This window comes from Burkholderia sp. Z1 (assembly GCF_014893795.1).
In the GTDB taxonomy this organism is placed as follows: Bacteria; Pseudomonadota; Gammaproteobacteria; order Burkholderiales; family Burkholderiaceae; genus Burkholderia; species Burkholderia theae.
Map to the genome: position 1 here is coordinate 1,209,448 of NZ_JACFYL010000001.1, position 17,567 is coordinate 1,227,014.

General features: G+C 64.6%; 16 protein-coding genes, 4 tRNA genes and 1 pseudogene. 13 read left to right on the forward strand and 8 right to left on the reverse strand.

Translation table 11 applies throughout. From position 1 onward, the window contains the following. The first annotated feature begins 119 nt into the window (after nt 1–119). The 7 genes and pseudogenes from H3H55_RS05630 to H3H55_RS05660 all read left to right on the forward strand — a co-directional run. Nucleotides 120–195: transfer RNA gene (locus H3H55_RS05630), tRNA-Gly, on the forward strand. 52 nt (nt 196–247) lie between these two features. Then, nucleotides 248–323: transfer RNA gene (locus H3H55_RS05635), tRNA-Gly, on the forward strand. Nucleotides 324–374: 51 nt separating this feature from the next. Continuing rightward, nucleotides 375–450 (forward strand) — tRNA-Gly (locus H3H55_RS05640). Nucleotides 451–550: 100 nt separating this feature from the next. Beyond that, nucleotides 551–624 (forward strand) — tRNA-Cys (locus tag H3H55_RS05645). Between the two features lie 209 nt (nt 625–833). Next, entirely contained in the window at nt 834–1,838 is a 1,005-nt protein-coding gene (locus H3H55_RS05650; protein WP_193097922.1) for a hypothetical protein, read from the forward strand. 362 nt (nt 1,839–2,200) lie between these two features. Continuing rightward, on the forward strand, nt 2,201–3,406 hold the full coding sequence (locus H3H55_RS05655) for a hypothetical protein (RefSeq protein ID WP_193097923.1): 1,206 nt from the start codon (nt 2,201–2,203) through the stop codon (nt 3,404–3,406). Between the two features lie 374 nt (nt 3,407–3,780). Continuing rightward, nucleotides 3,781–4,074 (forward strand): annotated as a pseudogene (locus H3H55_RS05660) (IS66 family transposase); the annotation flags it as partial. A 959-nt stretch (nt 4,075–5,033) separates the two neighbouring features. Here the strand turns inward: H3H55_RS05660 and H3H55_RS05665 are convergent. Further along, a complete protein-coding gene (locus tag H3H55_RS05665) occupies nt 5,034–5,582 on the reverse strand; it encodes a GNAT family N-acetyltransferase (protein WP_193097924.1) in 549 nt (182 codons plus the stop codon). A gap of 46 nt (nt 5,583–5,628) precedes the next feature. Next, complete coding sequence (locus tag H3H55_RS05670; RefSeq protein WP_193097925.1) at nt 5,629–6,252, reverse strand: helix-turn-helix domain-containing protein; 624 nt, start codon at nt 6,250–6,252, stop codon at nt 5,629–5,631. Nucleotides 6,253–6,400: 148 nt separating this feature from the next. Between H3H55_RS05670 and H3H55_RS05675 the strand changes: the two genes are divergently transcribed. Continuing rightward, on the forward strand, nt 6,401–6,637 hold the full coding sequence (locus H3H55_RS05675; RefSeq protein WP_047900198.1) for a ParD-like family protein: 237 nt from the start codon (nt 6,401–6,403) through the stop codon (nt 6,635–6,637). Then, complete coding sequence (gene map / locus H3H55_RS05680) at nt 6,637–7,443, forward strand: type I methionyl aminopeptidase (protein WP_129514080.1); 807 nt, start codon at nt 6,637–6,639, stop codon at nt 7,441–7,443. The genes H3H55_RS05675 and map overlap by 1 nt, the downstream gene beginning before the upstream one ends. A 140-nt stretch (nt 7,444–7,583) precedes the next feature. On the opposite strand, the gene H3H55_RS05685 is transcribed toward map, so the two are convergent. Both H3H55_RS05685 and H3H55_RS05690 read right to left on the reverse strand, forming a co-directional pair. Continuing rightward, a complete protein-coding gene (locus H3H55_RS05685; protein WP_193097926.1) occupies nt 7,584–8,087 on the reverse strand; it encodes a GAF domain-containing protein in 504 nt (167 codons plus the stop codon). A gap of 119 nt (nt 8,088–8,206) precedes the next feature. Continuing rightward, a complete protein-coding gene (locus H3H55_RS05690; RefSeq protein WP_193097927.1) occupies nt 8,207–9,124 on the reverse strand; it encodes a LysR family transcriptional regulator in 918 nt (305 codons plus the stop codon). Between the two features lie 109 nt (nt 9,125–9,233). Here H3H55_RS05690 and H3H55_RS05695 point away from each other — a divergent pair, with 109 nt between their 5' ends. Further along, the gene (locus H3H55_RS05695) at nt 9,234–10,106 is read left to right on the forward strand and encodes a pirin family protein (protein ID WP_193097928.1); all 873 of its coding nucleotides are present in this window, start codon (nt 9,234–9,236) and stop codon (nt 10,104–10,106) included. 125 nt (nt 10,107–10,231) lie between these two features. Further along, nucleotides 10,232–10,723: a GNAT family N-acetyltransferase gene (locus tag H3H55_RS05700; RefSeq protein WP_193097929.1), complete on the forward strand. Its 492-nt coding sequence runs from the start codon at nt 10,232–10,234 to the stop codon at nt 10,721–10,723. Nucleotides 10,724–10,745: 22 nt separating this feature from the next. Here the strand turns inward: H3H55_RS05700 and H3H55_RS05705 are convergent, their stop codons facing one another. The 3 genes from H3H55_RS05705 to H3H55_RS05715 are packed head-to-tail and all read right to left on the reverse strand — an operon-like array spanning nt 10,746 to nt 12,716. Beyond that, on the reverse strand, nt 10,746–11,615 hold the full coding sequence (locus H3H55_RS05705) for a cytochrome c oxidase assembly protein (RefSeq protein ID WP_193097930.1): 870 nt from the start codon (nt 11,613–11,615) through the stop codon (nt 10,746–10,748). 10 nt (nt 11,616–11,625) lie between these two features. Next, entirely contained in the window at nt 11,626–12,072 is a 447-nt protein-coding gene (locus H3H55_RS05710) for a copper chaperone PCu(A)C (RefSeq protein ID WP_048249512.1), read from the reverse strand. 8 nt (nt 12,073–12,080) lie between these two features. Then, entirely contained in the window at nt 12,081–12,716 is a 636-nt protein-coding gene (locus H3H55_RS05715) for an SCO family protein (RefSeq protein ID WP_193097931.1), read from the reverse strand. Nucleotides 12,717–12,997: 281 nt separating this feature from the next. Between H3H55_RS05715 and otsB the strand changes: the two genes are divergently transcribed. After that, nucleotides 12,998–13,750, forward strand: coding sequence for a trehalose-phosphatase (otsB, locus tag H3H55_RS05720; RefSeq protein ID WP_193097932.1), 753 nt, complete (start codon nt 12,998–13,000; stop codon nt 13,748–13,750). Then, on the forward strand, nt 13,747–15,126 hold the full coding sequence (otsA, locus tag H3H55_RS05725) for an alpha,alpha-trehalose-phosphate synthase (UDP-forming) (protein ID WP_193097933.1): 1,380 nt from the start codon (nt 13,747–13,749) through the stop codon (nt 15,124–15,126). The genes otsB and otsA overlap by 4 nt, the downstream gene beginning before the upstream one ends. Nucleotides 15,127–15,207: 81 nt before the next feature. Here otsA and H3H55_RS05730 read toward each other — a convergent pair whose 3' ends face one another. After that, on the reverse strand, nt 15,208–17,040 hold the full coding sequence (locus tag H3H55_RS05730; protein ID WP_193097934.1) for an ABC transporter ATP-binding protein: 1,833 nt from the start codon (nt 17,038–17,040) through the stop codon (nt 15,208–15,210). Nucleotides 17,041–17,567 lie beyond the last annotated feature (527 nt).

Consider the following 17,567-nt stretch of genomic DNA (forward strand, 5'->3'; position numbering starts at 1 on the left):
CAGGTTTTTGGAAAAAGGGCAGGAAAAGCCCTTGACACACGAATGTGCCTTCGACATAATCTCGCTTCTCCGCTGCACGGCGAAGTAAGTGCGACGGGGAAGCAGTAGCGCAGCAATACGCGGGAGTAGCTCAGTTGGTAGAGCGCAACCTTGCCAAGGTTGAGGTCGCGAGTTCGAGACTCGTCTCCCGCTCCAGATTTTTCTGGCAGCGTGTTGATCGGCGAAGCGCTGCAGATGCAGGGCAAATGCGGGAGTAGCTCAGTTGGTAGAGCGCAACCTTGCCAAGGTTGAGGTCGCGAGTTCGAGACTCGTCTCCCGCTCCAGGATTTTTTGGCAGCGTGTTGGATGGCAAAGCGCTGCAGGTGCAGGACAATGCGGGAGTAGCTCAGTTGGTAGAGCGCAACCTTGCCAAGGTTGAGGTCGCGAGTTCGAGACTCGTCTCCCGCTCCAAGTAATGGGGAAGCCAAGCTTCCCTTTTTATTTGATGGACCTACGGTCCTCGAATAAAAATCTGTCGCTTGCCTTCATGGCATCCGGACAGTCCGCTTTTGGCGCGATAGCAAAGCGGTTATGCAGCGGCCTGCAAAGCCGTTTAGGCCGGTTCGACTCCGGCTCGCGCCTCCAGGTAGGAAGAGAAAAAGCCCCGCTTCGGCGGGGCTTTTCTTTTTTCTGCTCCGTTTCATTCTTGTCGGAAAGGCGTCTGCAGCCACACAAGAAACACGCTTAACCATGCCTGGGCCGGCACTTTGGCTGTATCGGCGAGTGCGTATCAGCACATGGCGACCAAGCGATTACGACCCTCCGGAACGCGGGAATACATCATCCGACGTTCGATGCTCCTCCCAAAGCCACTTTTTCTGACGTTCCAATCCGAAGAGGAGGGGGACGCGTATGCTGCTCGACTTGAGCAATTGCTTGGCGCCGGCATCGTGCCGGCAGATGTCGTTGAGCAACGTGAGGCGATTTCGACGACGCTGGATGCCATTCGTCAGTATCGGCGTCGCGTGTCGGCGCCTGACTCCGATGCTCGAGTGCTAGACACTTTGCTAGGTGGGAGGTTGCCATCGAAGGCGCTCACGGCGGGGGGGCTTGCTAAGCTTGTTGGTCGATTTGCGATATGGCACGATGACCTTATGCGGCCTATCTCTCGTTCGTTCTCGCTTGTTACCGTCTTGTTGTTGACGGCCTGTGCCGCGCGTCCCGCTGCTACCGGGGAGTTTTTCGTCGGAGATCATCCGGTGAAGGTAGAGGCACTCAAACGGAGCGATGTGTATGCGCTTTTGGTGGGTGACTGGGAGAGGTTCGACACGCATGTCAAGGACGCGCCCGATTTCATGACGGGAAAGACTTGGCCTGTTAATTGGTATTTGCGAGTTACGCCACCGTTCCCGACGAGCTGGCCGCCGCAACAGTTTCGAAGCGTGACCTACTACGCATACGCGGAATATCAAGAGTTGTTCAGGCATGGGCCAACGCTCAGCCGCTCTGCTCCTTGGGCCAAGGTCACGCTCAATGAGGGAAGGCCTGCGACGGAAGTCATATTGTCAACCCGAATCGGGCCAGTCGTTTCTGGAGAAGGTAGCGTCCCGATCACCCAAGCGCAGGCCGAGCGGAAGAAACAAATCGTTGAGACGGGAGAGTCGTATCTATCCGACTTCGTGAGTTGGCAGGCTATTCCTGACAACGAAACGGAGGTAAAGGCGATCAGGCAATACTATTGCCAATGGATACTGACGAATCGTACTGCGGATCTAATTGAGAACAATCACCGAGCGTTCTTTGAGTGGCTGTCCTGTCCGCCGCGAACCCTGACTCCTGTTCTTGGTTCGTCGCGCTAGATACCAGATGTGCGCGATTGCCAATACGAGTGATCGTAAGGCCAAGCCGTCCGAACCCATTCACCGAAAGTCGTGCATGCCATCGCGCATTGTGCGGCCCGTCTGTCGTGCCAGCTTTGTAGGCATGCGGGGACCGGATGTGTACTCATCGGCTACGCAGCGCCGATCGCATGGGCGAGTGGGGATGGCCTGGGCGTCGTCAAGGCCGTGCTCGGGTTCTGGCTGAAGTTCATGCTTCTGCGTCGTTTATTCTTGGTCGGCACGGCACGGCACGGCACGGCACGGCACGGCACTGGCGATCGGCGACGTACGCTGCTTTCTTTTGCTTGGATCTGCAGGTGCCTGACAGGGATGTCCTGCTCATGGCCCTCTTTCAGGGGCCGCGTTGGCTCGGTAGTTTCGGTCACAAACTGGAAGGTCTCTGGCGTCTACGCTGGTTTGGGCGCGTGTCGCTGCTGAAATTGTCTACAGTGAAGCTTGCGCGCAGGATGCGGTTCGGGCGGATGCGGTTGAACTTGGATAAATCGCCTGACGGCATCCTGAGTTTTCACAAGCGTCTATTTGAACCATCTCGGCGAGGGGCTATGAAAAAAGCGGTACTGTATAGAGGTATTCCGGCATTCATGATGGCGATGCTGACACTTACATGGTGCGTGCTGGCCAAGGCGGGCGGGACAGCGGGTGTTCAGTATTACGGATACGACTGGCTTGACGGTATCAACGGCACATCGGTTGAAACGGCATTGAATGACATCACGACAATGCCGAATACAGGGACCTCCGGTAGCCGCACCAACATGAATGTTGTTCACACCATCGAAAGCCTGAATTCAGCCGCCTGTACGAACAAGCGTTGTGCGGTCGGCGTCTCGGCCGGTTCGAATGCAGTCTGGCTCGACATCTGTCCGGATCGGACGTCGAACTCCGATTGCACCGGTGCGAACTCGTGGTCGAACATCTGGAATATCGTTAACCGGATCGCACATGCCGCGAACGCACCGGCCGCGATCTATTTCATCGACGAGCCGTTCAATAACTCGGCGCTGCAAAGTAACGGGCAGTATGTCGCCTGGCAGTATCCAAGCTACGTTTGTACGCTCCGACAGGCAATGGCGGCGAACAATCTCAACTTGCCGGTATACACGATCTTGACCACGTCGAGTGCAGCAAACCCGGCAGACATTAACGAGATTCGAACGCAAATGCCGGTTACTGGTTGTGCGACGCCGACCAGTAGCCGGCTTGACTGGGTTGGAATCGACAACTACACCTGGACAAGTTCGGATCAGATTTACAACGCGTACAACAATGTCGCGCCGGCCACAGACCCACAATCGCCGAAGTGGATCATCGTGCCTCCCACTTCGCTGACGGTACTGCCGTCGCCGCCGACGGACGCTGCTATCAAGAACCATATTCAGCCATATTGGGACGTATTATTTGCCTATCCCAACGCACCGATCATCGGGGTCATGAATTTTCGGTTCGATCCGGAGGTGATCGCGACGTCGAAGTATCCCGCTACCGCGGCACTGCTATCGTTCATGGGCAATAGCCTGACGAAGTGATGGCTTTCTTCGGACGTTGCTGGATGCGTCTGGGTAACGGATGTAGTGCACTAGATTCTCGCAATATCTGACGGCCAACAAAGCCGTTTAGGTCGGATCGACTCCCACTCGCGCCTCCAGGTAAGAAGAGAAAAAGCCCCGCTTCGGCGGGGCTTTTCTTTTTTCTGCTCCGTTTTCATTCTTGTCGGAAAGGCGCCTGGTGTGGTGCGGAGTCGCCTCCGAGCCACTCAAGAAACACGCGTAACCACGCCTAAGTCGGCTCGTTGGCCGTATCGGCGAGTTCGCGGCAGCGCATGGCGACCTTCCGAAGCGTGGGGATACATCATCCGACGTTCGAAGCTTTTCCGAGAGTCACTTTCCCAGACGTTCCAATCCGAAGAAGAGGGCGATGTGTACTCGATGCCATCCATGCGCTGATGCTCGAGCAGTCGCCTGGTGTCCTACCGAAAAGCCTGCTCGGCGAAGCGCTGACTTACCTGCGCGAGCCATGGCCAAAGCTGCTCCACTACGTCGAAAACGGTAGCTGGCCTATATCGAACAACCCCTGCGAAAATTCGATTCGCCCGTTCTGTGTTGGGCGTCGCAGCGGGCTGTTCCAGCGACTTCCGCTGGCAAAGACTGCCGACGACTACGGCGCGCTGCTTCCTTGGAGAATGCCGGCCGATCTTCGCAGATCACACTTCCTGCTACACCATTCACGCCATACCGGTACGCACGCTCAGAGCAACGTCCTCGATGGATCGCGTACTCCGGAGTCGCGGGATGGGTGTGTTCTGGATGGCGAGGGGCAATGCCTGCTGATTTGTCAGGTCGTGATCGATGAATTCGTCGGACAGCCAAAATCTTCGCATCCTTAAAAGGCGGGATCGCGTTGCGGTGTGAGACTGCGTCTTTCAATGACACGAGGTGCTGAACATGGAATCAGGTCGTATTCCGGGAGGTCCTGCCAACTCACATTCGTATGCATCCGAATCCGGGAACGGGCCAGAGGTGGCCGCCCCGGCGGCGCAACGCACCCGACCATCGGCACAGGGTCCGCTATCCGGGCTGTCCCGCCGGTTACCCGGCCCGGCTGACATGGAAAGACTCGTTCCTGTCGACGGTGGGCGGTTTTTGCCGGGGCCTGACGAAATGCTGAGTACGGGACCTTTTGCGTATGCCGGACAGCAGCACCATCAATCCATGGGTTATGCGCCGGCAACCTCTGCGCCGTCGTCTGAAGCGTCGTCCGTCGCTCCGCGTCCCGTTGAAGTCGTTTATCTCGGCGCGGAACCGCCGGCCCGCACGAGGCGCTCATATCGGTCGGACGCGCATCATGTGGACCGGAACGCTTATACGGAGAATGGGAAACTGAAACCAGAGAAACTCGCCGAGATTCGCCAACTGGATCACGATAACCCCGGAGCAAGCTATGCTGCGATCGCCCGTTTGGCGCAGGTGCCGTCGTCGGCAGTCAGAAGTCTTTTGCTTCGCGAAGGACGGGGGCATGCGTCCAGGCAACCTTAGCCGATACCTGCGTGGCGGCGTGCCCGGCTGATTTTGAGCCCCGCTTCGCGGGGCTTTTCTTTTTTCTGCGGCGCGTCGCATCGCATCGCGCGCCGCCGCGTGTGCGACGGCGCGCAGGCGCTCAGCCATCCACCGGCTGCGCCGGCGTCTCGAGCTTCAACTGATAGAACGCCGCGTCGAGCCAGCGGCCGAACTTGAAACCCGCCTCCGTGATCGTGCCCGAGTGCACGAATCCCAGTTTCGTATGCAGTGCGATGCTTCCGGCATTGGTCGCATCGATACAGCCCACCACGACATGTACCTGCGCTTCGCGCGCGCGCCGCACCACTTCGCGCAACAGCAACTCGCCAAGCCCGCGGCCGCGCTGGTCGGGATGCACATAGACGCTGTGTTCCACCGTGTACTTGAACGCAGGAAACGCACGGAACGTGCCCCAGCTCGCGAAGCCGAGCAGCGTGCCCGACGCGTCCACCGCGCCGATGACCGGAAAGCCACCCGCGCGCTTCGTTGCGAACCACGTGACCATCGCTTCCGGCGGGCGTGGCCGGTAGTCGTACAGCGCGGTCGAATTCACGATCGCGTCGTTCAGGATCTCGAGGATGGCCGCGGCATGCTCGGTCTCGCTGCAATCGATCAGGCGCACGTCGTCGCGCGGTTTCGGGGAATTCATGGGAGCTCCTGTGGGTTTGGAACGGATCGCGCAAACGGTGCGCGCATCACGCGCTTCGCATGCCGGCCGCGGCGGGCGCATCGCAGATCACGACGACGTAGCGCGCGGCATGCGGCGACGGATTGCTGAAAACCAGCGGCCGGTCGAGCCGCATGGCCAGGCAGTCGCCTTCGTGAAGTTCGTGAAGCGCGTCGCCGAACGTGACGTCGATACGGCCGCTGACGATCCACACCTGCTGATGCAGCGCGCTTTCGCGTCCGCCGCTGTCGTACGCGACGCGTGCACCGGGCGGGAAGTCGACCTCGACGAGCTGGATCGGCGATGGCCAGCCGGGCGGGGAGAGATTGCGTCGCACATAACCGGATGCCGGGTCGCGCCATTCGACCTGCTGTGCGCGCCGTGCGAGCGGCTGTGCGGGCGTGTCGTCGCGATCGCCGCCGAACAGTCCGGCCAGCGACACGCCGAGTCCGGCCGTGAGCTTGTCGAGCACGACCGCCGTCGGGCTGGCCGACGCGCGTTCGATGAGCGAGATCATCGAGCGGCTGACACCGGAACGCGCGGCCAGCGCATCGAGCGTGTAGCCTCGCAGGGTGCGCAGGTCGCGCACGCGCCGGGCAATGCGCTCGTTGATGCCGGTGTCGTCGGCAGGCGTGGTCACTGGTTCTTGCATGATGGATTTATTTTCCAGCAAACTGGAATTTGATGTCAACGGTATTTGCTGCAGCCGGATGAGGGTTCGACGGGATCCGAACGACTTGCCCGACAGTCGCGCGCAGCGTAATATACGATGTGACTACGTTTCGTTTAATTGGGGATATATGGGCATCATCAAGATTTCCGAGCACATGCACGAACGGCTGCGCTCGACGAGCACGGCGCTGAGCCGTTCGATCAACGCGCAGGCCGAGCACTGGCTGCGTGTCGGCATGCTGGCGGAACTCAATCCGGCGCTGTCCTATGGCGAGATCTGCCGGATGTTGATCGAGGCCGAAGCACGGGGCGGCGATGTGGCGCCGGTGGAACCGGTCGCGCACGGCATCGAGCAGGTGGCGTGATGGCGAAGCGCGAAATCCCGATCCGCGGCGCTGCAGAAATCGCCAAGTCGCGCGAAGCCGCGAAGCTCGCGTCGCAGGTGCTGACGATGATCACCGAGCATGTGAAGCCGGGCGTCACCACCGACGAACTGGACGCGCGCTGCCGCGACTACATCGTCGACGTGCTCGGCGCGATCCCGGCGAACATCGGCTACCACGGCTATCCGAAGACGCTGTGCACGTCGGTCAACCACGTGGTCTGTCACGGCATTCCGACGTCGCGGCCGATGCGCGACGGCGACATCGTGAACCTCGACATCGCGGTGATCAAGGACGGCTGGTACGGCGACACGAGCCGCATGTATTTCGTCGGCGAACCGGGCGAACTCGCGCGGCGCCTCGTCGCGGCGACCTATGAGGCGATGCACGCGGGCATCCGCGCGGTTCGTCCGGGCGCGACGCTGGGCGACGTCGGTTATGCGATCCAGCAGGTCGCGCATCGCGAAGGGTTCAGCGTGGTTCGCGAGTACTGCGGGCACGGCATCGGCGATGTCTATCACGACGAGCCGCAGGTGCTGCACTACGGGCGTCCGGGCACCGGCGTGCCGCTGCGGCCGGGGATGATCTTCACGATCGAGCCGATGCTCAACGCGGGCAAGCGCGACACGCGCGTGCTGGCGGACGGCTGGACGGTCGTCACGAAGGACCATTCGCTGTCCGCGCAATGGGAGCACATGGTCGTGGTGACGGAGCAGGGCTTCGAGGTGCTGACCGAGGACGCGAAGCCGCAGGCATTCGCGGCGCTTTCCGGCACGCACGCGGCCTGACGCGTGCAGTGCGCCGCGCACGGCGGCGCAATGGATCGGGCCCCGTCGCGGGGCCCGTTTCGTTGGAGGTCGCGCGGTTGCGCTTCACGCGCGATCGCGGCGACCGGCCGCGGGGCGATCAACCGCGGCGTAACGGCCGCTTAACCGCGCGCCTTCTGCCACGCGTGTTCGACGAACACGCGGCACAGTGCCTCCATGCCTTGGCGGTCTTCGTCGTCGAAGCGCGCGGCGACCGGGCTGTCGACATCCCACACACCGATCAGCGTGCCGTCGGCGGCCACCAGCGGCACGACGATTTCCGATTCCGATGCCGCGTCGCACGCGATATGGCCGGGGAAGTCATGCACGTCGCGCACGACCTGTGTCTCGCGCGTCTGCGCGGCCGTGCCGCACACGCCCTTGCCGAGCGCGATCCGCACGCATGCGGGCTTGCCCTGGAACGGCCCGACCACGAGTTCCGACCCGTCGAAGAAGTAGAAGCCGGCCCAGTTGAGGCGGTCGAGCGAGTGGTAGACGAGCGCGGCGAAATTCGCCGCGTTCGCGATCAGGTCGCGTTCGGATTCGACGAGCGCGCGCGCCTGCTCGATGAGCGTTGCGTATTGATCGGCCTTGGAGGCGTTGGGGTCGTTGGACAGCGTGAACATGGCGGGAAAGCGATAGGGGTTGTGAACATGCGCGATACGCAAAATGCGCGATGCGCGTACCGCAGTCTACGGCACGCGCGCGCGGTCTGCAGCGCCCGGCTGCGCGTGGCGCGGCGCGCTCAATCGGGTTCGAGTTCGGCAAACCGCTCCGCAAGAAAATCGAGCAGCGCCCGCACCGCGGGCAGCAGCCCTCGGCGCGACGCGAACACCGCATGCACGATCTCGCGGCGTGGCGCCCAGTCCGGCAGCACGGTCGTCAGTTCGCCGCGCGCGACTTCGTCGCGCACCATCATCGTCGGCAACTGCACGACGCCGACACCCGCGACCGCCGCCGCGCGCAGCGCGAGCATGCCGCCCGTCACGAAGCGCGGCTGGTGATGGATTTCCGCGTGAGCGCCGTCGGGCCCGCGCAGCCGCCACACGTGCGTGGACTGCGGCACGCCGTGATCGAGGCTCGGCAGGCGCGCGAGATCGGCGGGAACGGCCGGCGTGCCGTGCTCGCGCAGCAGCGCGGGGCTCGCGACGAGGCATTGGCCGCGTTCGGCCAGCACGCGCAGCGCGAGATCGCTGTCTTCGAGCGGCGGCGGGCGCACGCGGATCGCGACGTCGATCCCTTCGCCGACCACGTCGACGCGCCGGTTGGTCGCTTCCAGATGGATCTCGACGCGCGGGCACGCGGCCATGAACGCGGCGATCATCGTGCCGACCAGCGAATCGAGCAGCACGACCGGGCAACTGACGCGCACGATGCCGCGCGGCTCCTCGTGCAGCAGCGCGATCGCTTCGTCGGCGGCATCGGCCTCGACGAGCATCGCGCGGCAATGCGCGTAATAGGTCTGACCGACGTCGGTGACCGTGAAGCGGCGCGTCGAGCGCTGGATCAGCCGCATCCCGAGCCGTTCCTCGAGCAGCGCGACGCGGCGGCTCAGCTTCGATTTCGGCATGTCCAGCGCGCGCCCGGCCGGCGCGAAGCCGCCGTGTTCGACGACCTGCACGAAGTAGTAGAGATCGTTCAGATCCCGCTCTTTATCGTTCATGAAATGGAACGCTGAGTGCGATTTTGGCAGTCTACCGGATCGATCGTTCCACCTCTATATTCCTGTTCAGGATGCGAAACACGTGTTTCGCCGCAATTTGGAGAGGGCAATGAAGAAGATCCAGGGTGTGTACAGTGCGCCGCGCGGCCATTGGGTCGGCGACGGTTTCCCGGTGCGTTCGATGTTCAGCTACCAGTCTCACGGCACGCACCTGAGCCCGTTCCTGCTGCTCGATTACGCAGGCCCCGCGACGTTCGAGCCGGGGACGGCGACGGCACCGCGCGGTGTTGGCCAGCATCCGCACCGCGGGTTCGAAACGGTGACGATCGTCTATGACGGCGAGGTCGCGCACCGCGACTCGACCGGCGCGGGCGGCACGATCGGCCCGGGCGACGTGCAGTGGATGACGGCCGCGAGCGGGATCCTGCACGAGGAATTCCACTCGGAGGCGTTCACGAAGCGCGGCGGCCCGCTCGAGATGGTGCAGTTGTGGGTGAACCTGCCCGCCGCGGACAAAATGGGCGCGCCCGGCTACCAGACGCTGCTGAACACGGACATCCCCGTGGTCGAATTGCCGGACGGCGCGGGGCGTGCGCGGATCATCGCGGGCGAACTCGACGGGCGGCGCGGCCCGGCCCGCACGCACACGCCGATCGACGTGTGGGATGTGCGGCTCGTGGCAGGCGGCCATGCGCGGTTCCCGGTCGCGGAAGGGCGCACGCTCGCAGTGGTCGTGCTGAGCGGCACGGTGCAGGTGAACGGCGAGACGGTCGCCCGCGAAGCGCAGTTCGTGCAACTGGCCCGCGATGGCCGCGACGTCGAGATCGAAGCGAACGGCGACGCGAAGCTGCTGATCCTGAGCGGCGAGCCGATCGACGAGCCTGTCGTCGGTTACGGGCCGTTCGTGATGAACTCGCAAGCGGAGATCCGTACCGCGATCGAGGATTTCAACAGCGGCCGCTTCGGCCAGATGCCGGCATGACGAACAGCCCCGCGCAATGCGGGGCTTTTTTTTGCACACGGGCGGGCGGTCGCCTGCTGTGGGTGCTTCGAGGCATAATCAACGGTTGCCGCGCGCCGGCCGGCGCGCCCGAATCAGGACCGCACATGAACGCATCCGCACCCGCCGCATCCCCGAGCGCCGACGATCTCGACTGGCGCTGGAAATCCTTCGACGCGCTGACGGCGCGCGAAATCTATTCGATCCTCGAAGCGCGCAGCGCCGTGTTCGTCGTCGAGCAGAACTGCGTGTATCGCGACATCGACGACGCGGACCAGGCCGCGTGGCACCTGGCCGCGTTCGATCCGGCGGGCCGCCTGGCCGGCTATCTGCGCGTGCTGTTGCCCGATGCGCAGCACACCGACGTGCGCATCGGCCGCGTGCTGACGACCGCCGCGTTTCGCGGCGCGGGCCTCGGCAACGGGCTGCTGTCGCGCGCGCTCGAGCATATCCGCGCGCAGTGGCCGGATACGCCCGTGAGCCTGCATGCGCAGGCCCACTTGCAGCGCTTTTACGGGGCATTTGGCTTCACGCCAAGTTCGGACATCCACGACGAGGACGGCATCCCGCACGTGTGGATGAGCAGCGCGCGCGCGTGATTGTCCACGCGCCGCGCCGCAGTCAGTGCGCGGCGTGCGTCACCGGCGGCTTGTCCGCGCGCTGCACGGCCCGTTCGTCGATCAGGCGTCCGCGTGCGGACAACCTCAGCCAGTGCCGCAGCGCGATCAGCGCGCCGATCACACTCATCATCGAGCCCGGAATCCACAGCAGCAGGCCGCCGATCTGCTGGTCGCGCAGCGGGCTCAGCCACGTGAAGGCGCGGCCGCAGATCGAGTAGATCGGATACAGCTCGTGCGGCGTGAAGAAGATCAGCGCGCCGAGCGCGATCTGCGGCGGGATCGCCGCGACGACGATCAGGATCCGGCGGCCCGGCGACAGCCGCGCGGGCGGCGCCGGCCGCGGATCGACGACGAGCCACCAGAACAGCAGCCCGTCGATCACCATGCTCCAGTTCATCACGCGATAGAGACGCCAGTCGAGCATCGCAATGAAGTGGATCGGCGACAGCAGCCAGAAATAGATCAGCCCGACGAACAGCACGACCGCGACGACGGGATGGAACACCACGTTGAGGGTCGCGCGCACGGGCGCCCACGTGAGCGCGGGGCGCACGAAGCGTTGCCGCCAGCGAAACGGGATACCCGCGCGAATCGCCGCGCCGGGATAGGACAGCGCGATGAAGAACGGCCCGAGGTGGTGCAGCACGAGGTGCTGCGCGCGATGCATGAAGAACTCATGCTCGAAGAAATAGTCGAGCCGCGTATGCAGCGCGATGTAAAGCGCCGTCAGCCCGAACCAGAACGAGAACTGCCGCAGCGGCGACACCTTCGCCTTCTTCACGCCGCGCGCGAACAGCACGGCGGCCGTCAGCACCGCGATGACGACGGTCGGCGACGGTTCCCACGGATCGAGCCAGTACAGGAGGTTCATCGCGCGCGCATCACTTCGCCTGGGCCGGCGATTTCACGGCAAACGGTGCATCGACGGTTTCGCCGTCGGAGAATTTCAGGCGCAGGTGCACGGTGTCGCCGGGCTTGATCGCGTGCTTCGGTTCCTCGAGCATGAAGTGATAGCCGCCCGGCGCGATGTCGACCTTGCCGCGCGCGGGGATCGTCAGCTTGTCGACCATTTCCATCTTCTGCGTCGAGCCGTTCGAGACGGTCTGGTGCAGCATTGCCATCCCGTAGTCGGGACTGTCGACGTCGACGAGATCGACCGGCTTGTCGCTGGTGTTCACGAGCGTCACATAGCCGCCCGCGGGCAGCTTGTTCGGCAGCCAGCGCACCCACGCGTTCTGCGCGGTGATCGCGCCGGCGGCATAGGCGTGGGCGCCGGCGCACAGCGCGGCGAGGAGGGCGAACGTCTTGAGTGTCGTCTTCGTCTTCATGTCGGAATTCAGGTCGTGGAGGCGGTGTCGATGATCCGGCGCACATCGGCGGCGATGGCGTCGGGCGAGTCGCGGTCGGTCGCGAGCAGGCGCGCGCGGCCGGTCGCGTCGAAGATGTAGACGGCCGAGCTGTGCGTGACTTCGTAGCCGCCGGACGGATCGCGTTTTTCCATCTGGTACGCGACGCGATAGCGTTTCGCGAGCGATTCGATCTGGCGGTCGGTGCCGGTCAGGCCGCGCGCATGCGCGGCGTCGAACGCGGCGACATACGACTGCATCGCCTGCGGCGTGTCGCGCGCGGGATCGACCGAAACGAACAGGATGCGTACGTCGTTCGCTTGCGGGCCGAGCTTCGCCAGCACTTCCATCAGCCGCGCCATCGTTTCGGGGCAGACATCGGGGCAGTGCGTGTAGCCGAAGTAGACGAGCGAGATGCGGCCGTGGAACGCATCGGCGTCGATCGGATGGCCGTCGCCGCCGGTCAGCGTGAACGACAGGTCGGGCAGGTGGCCGGTGACGTTGGTCAGGTTCCAGCGCGGCTCGTCGTGAGTGCACGCGGCGAGCGTCACGGCGGCGGCCAAGGCAGCCGCCGTGCGGATGAAGCGGGACAGGCGCCGGTGCGGCGCGGGACAGGCAGACGACATCCAGGGGCTCGATCGGACGGAAGGGGACCGGCCGGCGCGGCGCCATGCGTCGCGCGGCAGGCGGTTGCGACTGTAGCGCAATTCGCGCGCCCGCGTCCTTTCGAAACCCGTACGGCGCGGGCGAGCGGGGCAATATGTCGCAGTTGACGCGGCTCGCGGCGCGAGGCTTGCGATGCACCGGTTTCGCCCATTTCGATGCGCAGGCACGGTAAGATGCGCACAATTCCATTCGCGCAGCGGCGGCCCTGCCTTTACCGGCCGACCCTCAGACTATCGAATCGATGCAATCCGTTCCGGCTTCCCTGTCCCTGACCGATACCGCGTTCTTCTTCGACTTCGACGGCACGCTCGTCGAACTGGCGCCGACGCCCGACAGCATTCACGTTCCGCCGTCGCTGCTGACGCTGCTCGACGAGCTGCGGCGCCGCTCCCACGGCGCGGTCGCGATCGTGTCCGGGCGCGGCATCGACAATCTCGACACGTTCCTGAAGATGCCCGACCTGCCGATCGCCGGCCTGCACGGCGCGGAGCGCCGCGATGCGAACGGCGACACGCAGCGCATCGGCTTCAACGACGAACGTCTGCTGCGCATCGAGCGCGAGTTGGCGGGGGTCGTCGACCGTCATCCGGGCATGCTGCTCGAAATCAAGGGCGCGGCCGTCGCGCTGCACTACCGCAACGCGCCCGAGCGCGAGGCGGCAGCACGCGAAGCGGCCGAGCGTCTCGTCGCCGACTATGCCGATGCGTATGTGCTGCAGCCCGGCAAGATGGTGTTCGAGATCAAGCCGAAGGGCGTCGACAAGGGGCGCGCGCTGGCTGCGTTCCTCAACGAACCGCCGTTCGCGGGCCGCACGCCGCTGTTCGCGGGCGACGACCTGACCGACGAGAAGGGCTTCGCGGTGGTCAACGCGCGCGGCGGCCTGTCGATCAAGGTCGGTGCGGGCGAGACATCCGCCCGCATGCGGCTCGAGTCGGTCGACGCGCTGCACGAGCAGATCGCGCACTGGCTCGGCACGGGGCAGCCTGACGCATGAGCCGGCTCATCATCGTTTCAAACCGCGTCGCACCGATTTCGGAAGGCGAACCGGCGGCGGGCGGCCTCGCGATCGGCGTCTACGACGCACTGAAGGAGACGGGCGGCATGTGGTTCGGCTGGAGCGGCGAGGTCGTCGCATCCGGCGCGCCGCAGATCCGCATCGAGGAGCGCGGGCCCGTGACGTTCGCGACCGTCGGCCTGTCGCGCCGCGATTACGACCAGTACTACCGCGGTTTCTCGAACGCGACGCTGTGGCCCGCGTTCCATTACCGCGCGGACCTGATCCAGTACGACCGCAACGAATTCGACGGCTACCGCCGCGTCAACGTCTGGCTGGCGCAGCAGCTCGTGCCGCTGCTGCAGGACGACGACGTGATCTGGGTGCACGACTATCACCTGATCCCGTTCGCACGCGCGCTGCGCGAGGCCGGCGTGAAGAACCGCATCGGCTTCTTCCTGCACATCCCGTTTCCGGCCGCGCAGGTGCTCGTCAACGTGCCGCCGCACCGCGAGCTCGTCGAGTCGCTGTGCGCGTTCGACCTGCTCGGCTTCCAGACCGAGCCCGACCTGCGCGCGTTCTGCGATTACGTCGAATTCGAGGCGGGCGGCGAGGTCGAGCGCGACGGCCACACGGTGCGCGTGCGCGCGTTCGGCCAGACGCTGCGCGCGGCCGCCTACCCGATCGGCGTGTATCCGGACGAGATCGCGTCGCTCGCGCAGGCGGGCGAGCAGGGCAAGGCCGTGCGTACGCTCGCGACGTCGCTGCGCGGGCGGCAACTGATCATGAGCGTCGACCGGCTCGATTATTCAAAGGGGCTCGTCGAACGCTTTCGCGCGTTCGAGAAGCTGCTCGAGCACCAGGCGTCGATCCGCAACCGTGTGTCGTTCCTGCAGATCGCGCCGTCGACGCGCGCGGACCTGCGCGCGTACCAGGACATCCGCCTGCAGCTTGAAGCGGAGTCGGGGCGCATCAACGGGCGCTACGCCGAACTCGACTGGGCGCCGATCCTCTACATTCACCGCCAGTACGACCGCCAGGTGCTGGCCGGGCTGTACCGGCTCGCACGGGTCGGCTTCGTGACGCCGCTGCGCGACGGGATGAACCTCGTCGCGAAGGAGTACGTGTCCGCGCAGAATCCGGACGATCCGGGCGTGCTCGTGCTGTCGCGCTTCGCGGGTGCCGCGCGGGAGCTGACGGGCGCGCTGATCGTCAATCCGATCGATATCGACGGGATGGCCGATGCGCTGTCGCAGGCGCTGACGATGCCGCTCGCCGAGCGGCGTGCGCGTTATGCGGACATGATCGCGCAGCTTCGCGAGAACAACGTGTCGGTGTGGCGCGACAACTTCCTGCGCGATCTGCAACACGTGTAGCCCGCTGGCTGCTCCCGGCGCAATAAAAAAGCCGCAGTGCATGAAGCACCGCGGCTTTTTTGTCGGCTGCGCGCGAACGCGTCAGGCCGCGCGTTCGCCGGTCGGCGTGCTGCCGTCGGGTGCCGCGTGATGGCGGCCGTGCTGCTTCGCGAGCAGGTCGCGGTACAAGCCGGGGCGGCTGCGCAGCACGTCGGGGCTGCCGTCGTCGATCACCTTGCCGTTGTTCATCACGATGATCCGGTCGAAGTTGCGCAGCGTCGACAGACGGTGCGCGATCGCGATCACGGTGCGGCCGACCATCAGGCGGTCGAGCGCGCTCTGGATCGCTTCTTCGGAGGCGCTGTCGAGCGCCGACGTCGCTTCGTCGAGCAGCAGGATCGGCGCATTCTTCAGGATCGCGCGCGCGATCGCGATGCGCTGGCGCTGGCCGCCCGACAGCTTGACGCCGCGGTCGCCGACGATCGTGTCATAACCTTCCGGCATCGCCTCGATGAACTCCGCGCAGCGCGCGTCGCGCGCGGCGGCGAGCACTTCGTCGCGGGTCGCGTCGGGGCGGCCGTATGCGATGTTGTCGTAGATCGTCCGGTGCAGCAGCGAGATGTCCTGCGGCACGAGCGCGATCGCGTGGCGCAGGCTGTCCTGCGTGATCGTCTTCACGTCCTGGCTGTCGACCTTCACGACGCCATCCTGCGTGTCGTAGAAGCGCTGCAGCAGCGCGAGCACGGTCGACTTGCCGGCGCCCGACTTGCCGATCAGGCCGACGCGCTGGCCCGGTTCGATATGGAGGTCGAAGTGGTCGAGAATCGCGCGGCGGTGCGGATACGCGAACGTCACGCGCTCGAAATCGACGCGGCCGCCCTTGGCCGACAGCGGCTGCGCGTCGGAGTGGTCCTGCATCCCGTGCGGCTCGAGCAGCGTCTTCACGGCTTCGGACAGGCGCGCGATGTGCTGCGTGACATCGACGAGCGCGACCGCGAGGTCGCGCGTGCCGTGCAGGATCGTGAAGCCGAGCGAGCTGACGAGCACGATGTCGCCTGACGTCGCCTGGCCTTGATCCCACAGCCACAGCGCCCAGCCGAGCAGGCCGGCGGACAGCATCGCGGTGATGACCGCGTGCAGCAGGCGCAGTTTCTCGAGGTAGAGCAGGCTTTGCTGGCGTGCGTCCATCTCGGCCTTGATCGTCGCGCCGAAGCGCTTCTGTTCGCGCAGCGTCATCCCGAACGCACGCACGAGGCCCATGTTGCCGATCACGTCGACGAGCTCGCCGTCGACCGCCGCGGCCTTCGCCGCGAACGCATGGTGGCGGGCCGAGCCGCGCCCGGCCAGCTTGAACAGGATGACGGAGAGCACGGCCGAGCAGCCGAGCAGGCCGGCGGCCATCAGCGGGTTGACGACGATGATCATCAGGATCGCGCCCATCACCGCGATGCACGGCGGCAGCACGTTCCACGCCATCGTGTTCTCGGACGTGTAGACCGCGTTCGACGTGGCGGTGATGCGGCTCGCGAGCGTGCCGGGCTGCTTTTCCGAGTAGTAGGTCGGCGAATGGCCGATCAGGTACTGGAACAGGTCGCGCCGCAGGTCGCCGGTGACCGCGACGAACGTGTGCGCGGCGACCCAGCCGCCGACGCGCCACAGCAGGTTGTCGGCCGCGATCAGCCCGACGAGCAGCGCGAACGCGCTCCACAGCGGGCCCGGATGATGGCGCCCGGTCGCCAGCACGTCGATCAGGTGCTTGATCGCGTATTGCGAGCCGAGCGCGCAGCCGACGGCGGCCAGCACGCTGCAGAGCACGATGAGGTGTGCGACAGGATGGAGGCGAATGTAGCGGAACAGAAACGCGATCGGCCGGTGCGCGTAGCTCGACAGCTTCGCGTTGTGGGCGTTGCGCTGGGCAGGGGTGAGAGATTCCAAAATATGCGTGCGGTGATTCGGTGATTGAGCGTGGCGGCGGGATCGCTTGCCGGCGTTCGCCCGGACTGAATAATCCGGCATTGTAAACAAGGCCGTGCGTCGCGCTGCGCGAATCTTGCCTTGGCCAGGGGCTCGCGATCGATTTTGAGATAAAATCCGGCATCCCGTCCTGCCGCATGTGCCGGAATCACGCTGCCGGCAGCCACGGGTGACAAGGGACGCCAAAAGGGCCTTCCACTCTAGAACGGACACCCAAGTCCGCGGGTTGCAAAGTGTTGCACCTTTGTAACAAAGTAAAGTGTTTGAAATGTTGTGCGCCGTATCAGGATTAACCCTAGATAATCGGCTCCGGGTTCGATTCCAGGTTTTTTACGAACCCCTGTCAACGGGTCTTCGTTTCAAACGTTCTATGCCTGTCGCGTCGCCGACGCTCCTTGAGCAGCGCGGGTTCGACGCCCCCGGCAGGCCGATTCGTCCGATCTTCGGACGGAATGCCTCCAGCCCGGACCGCCGGCAGGTTGCCGACC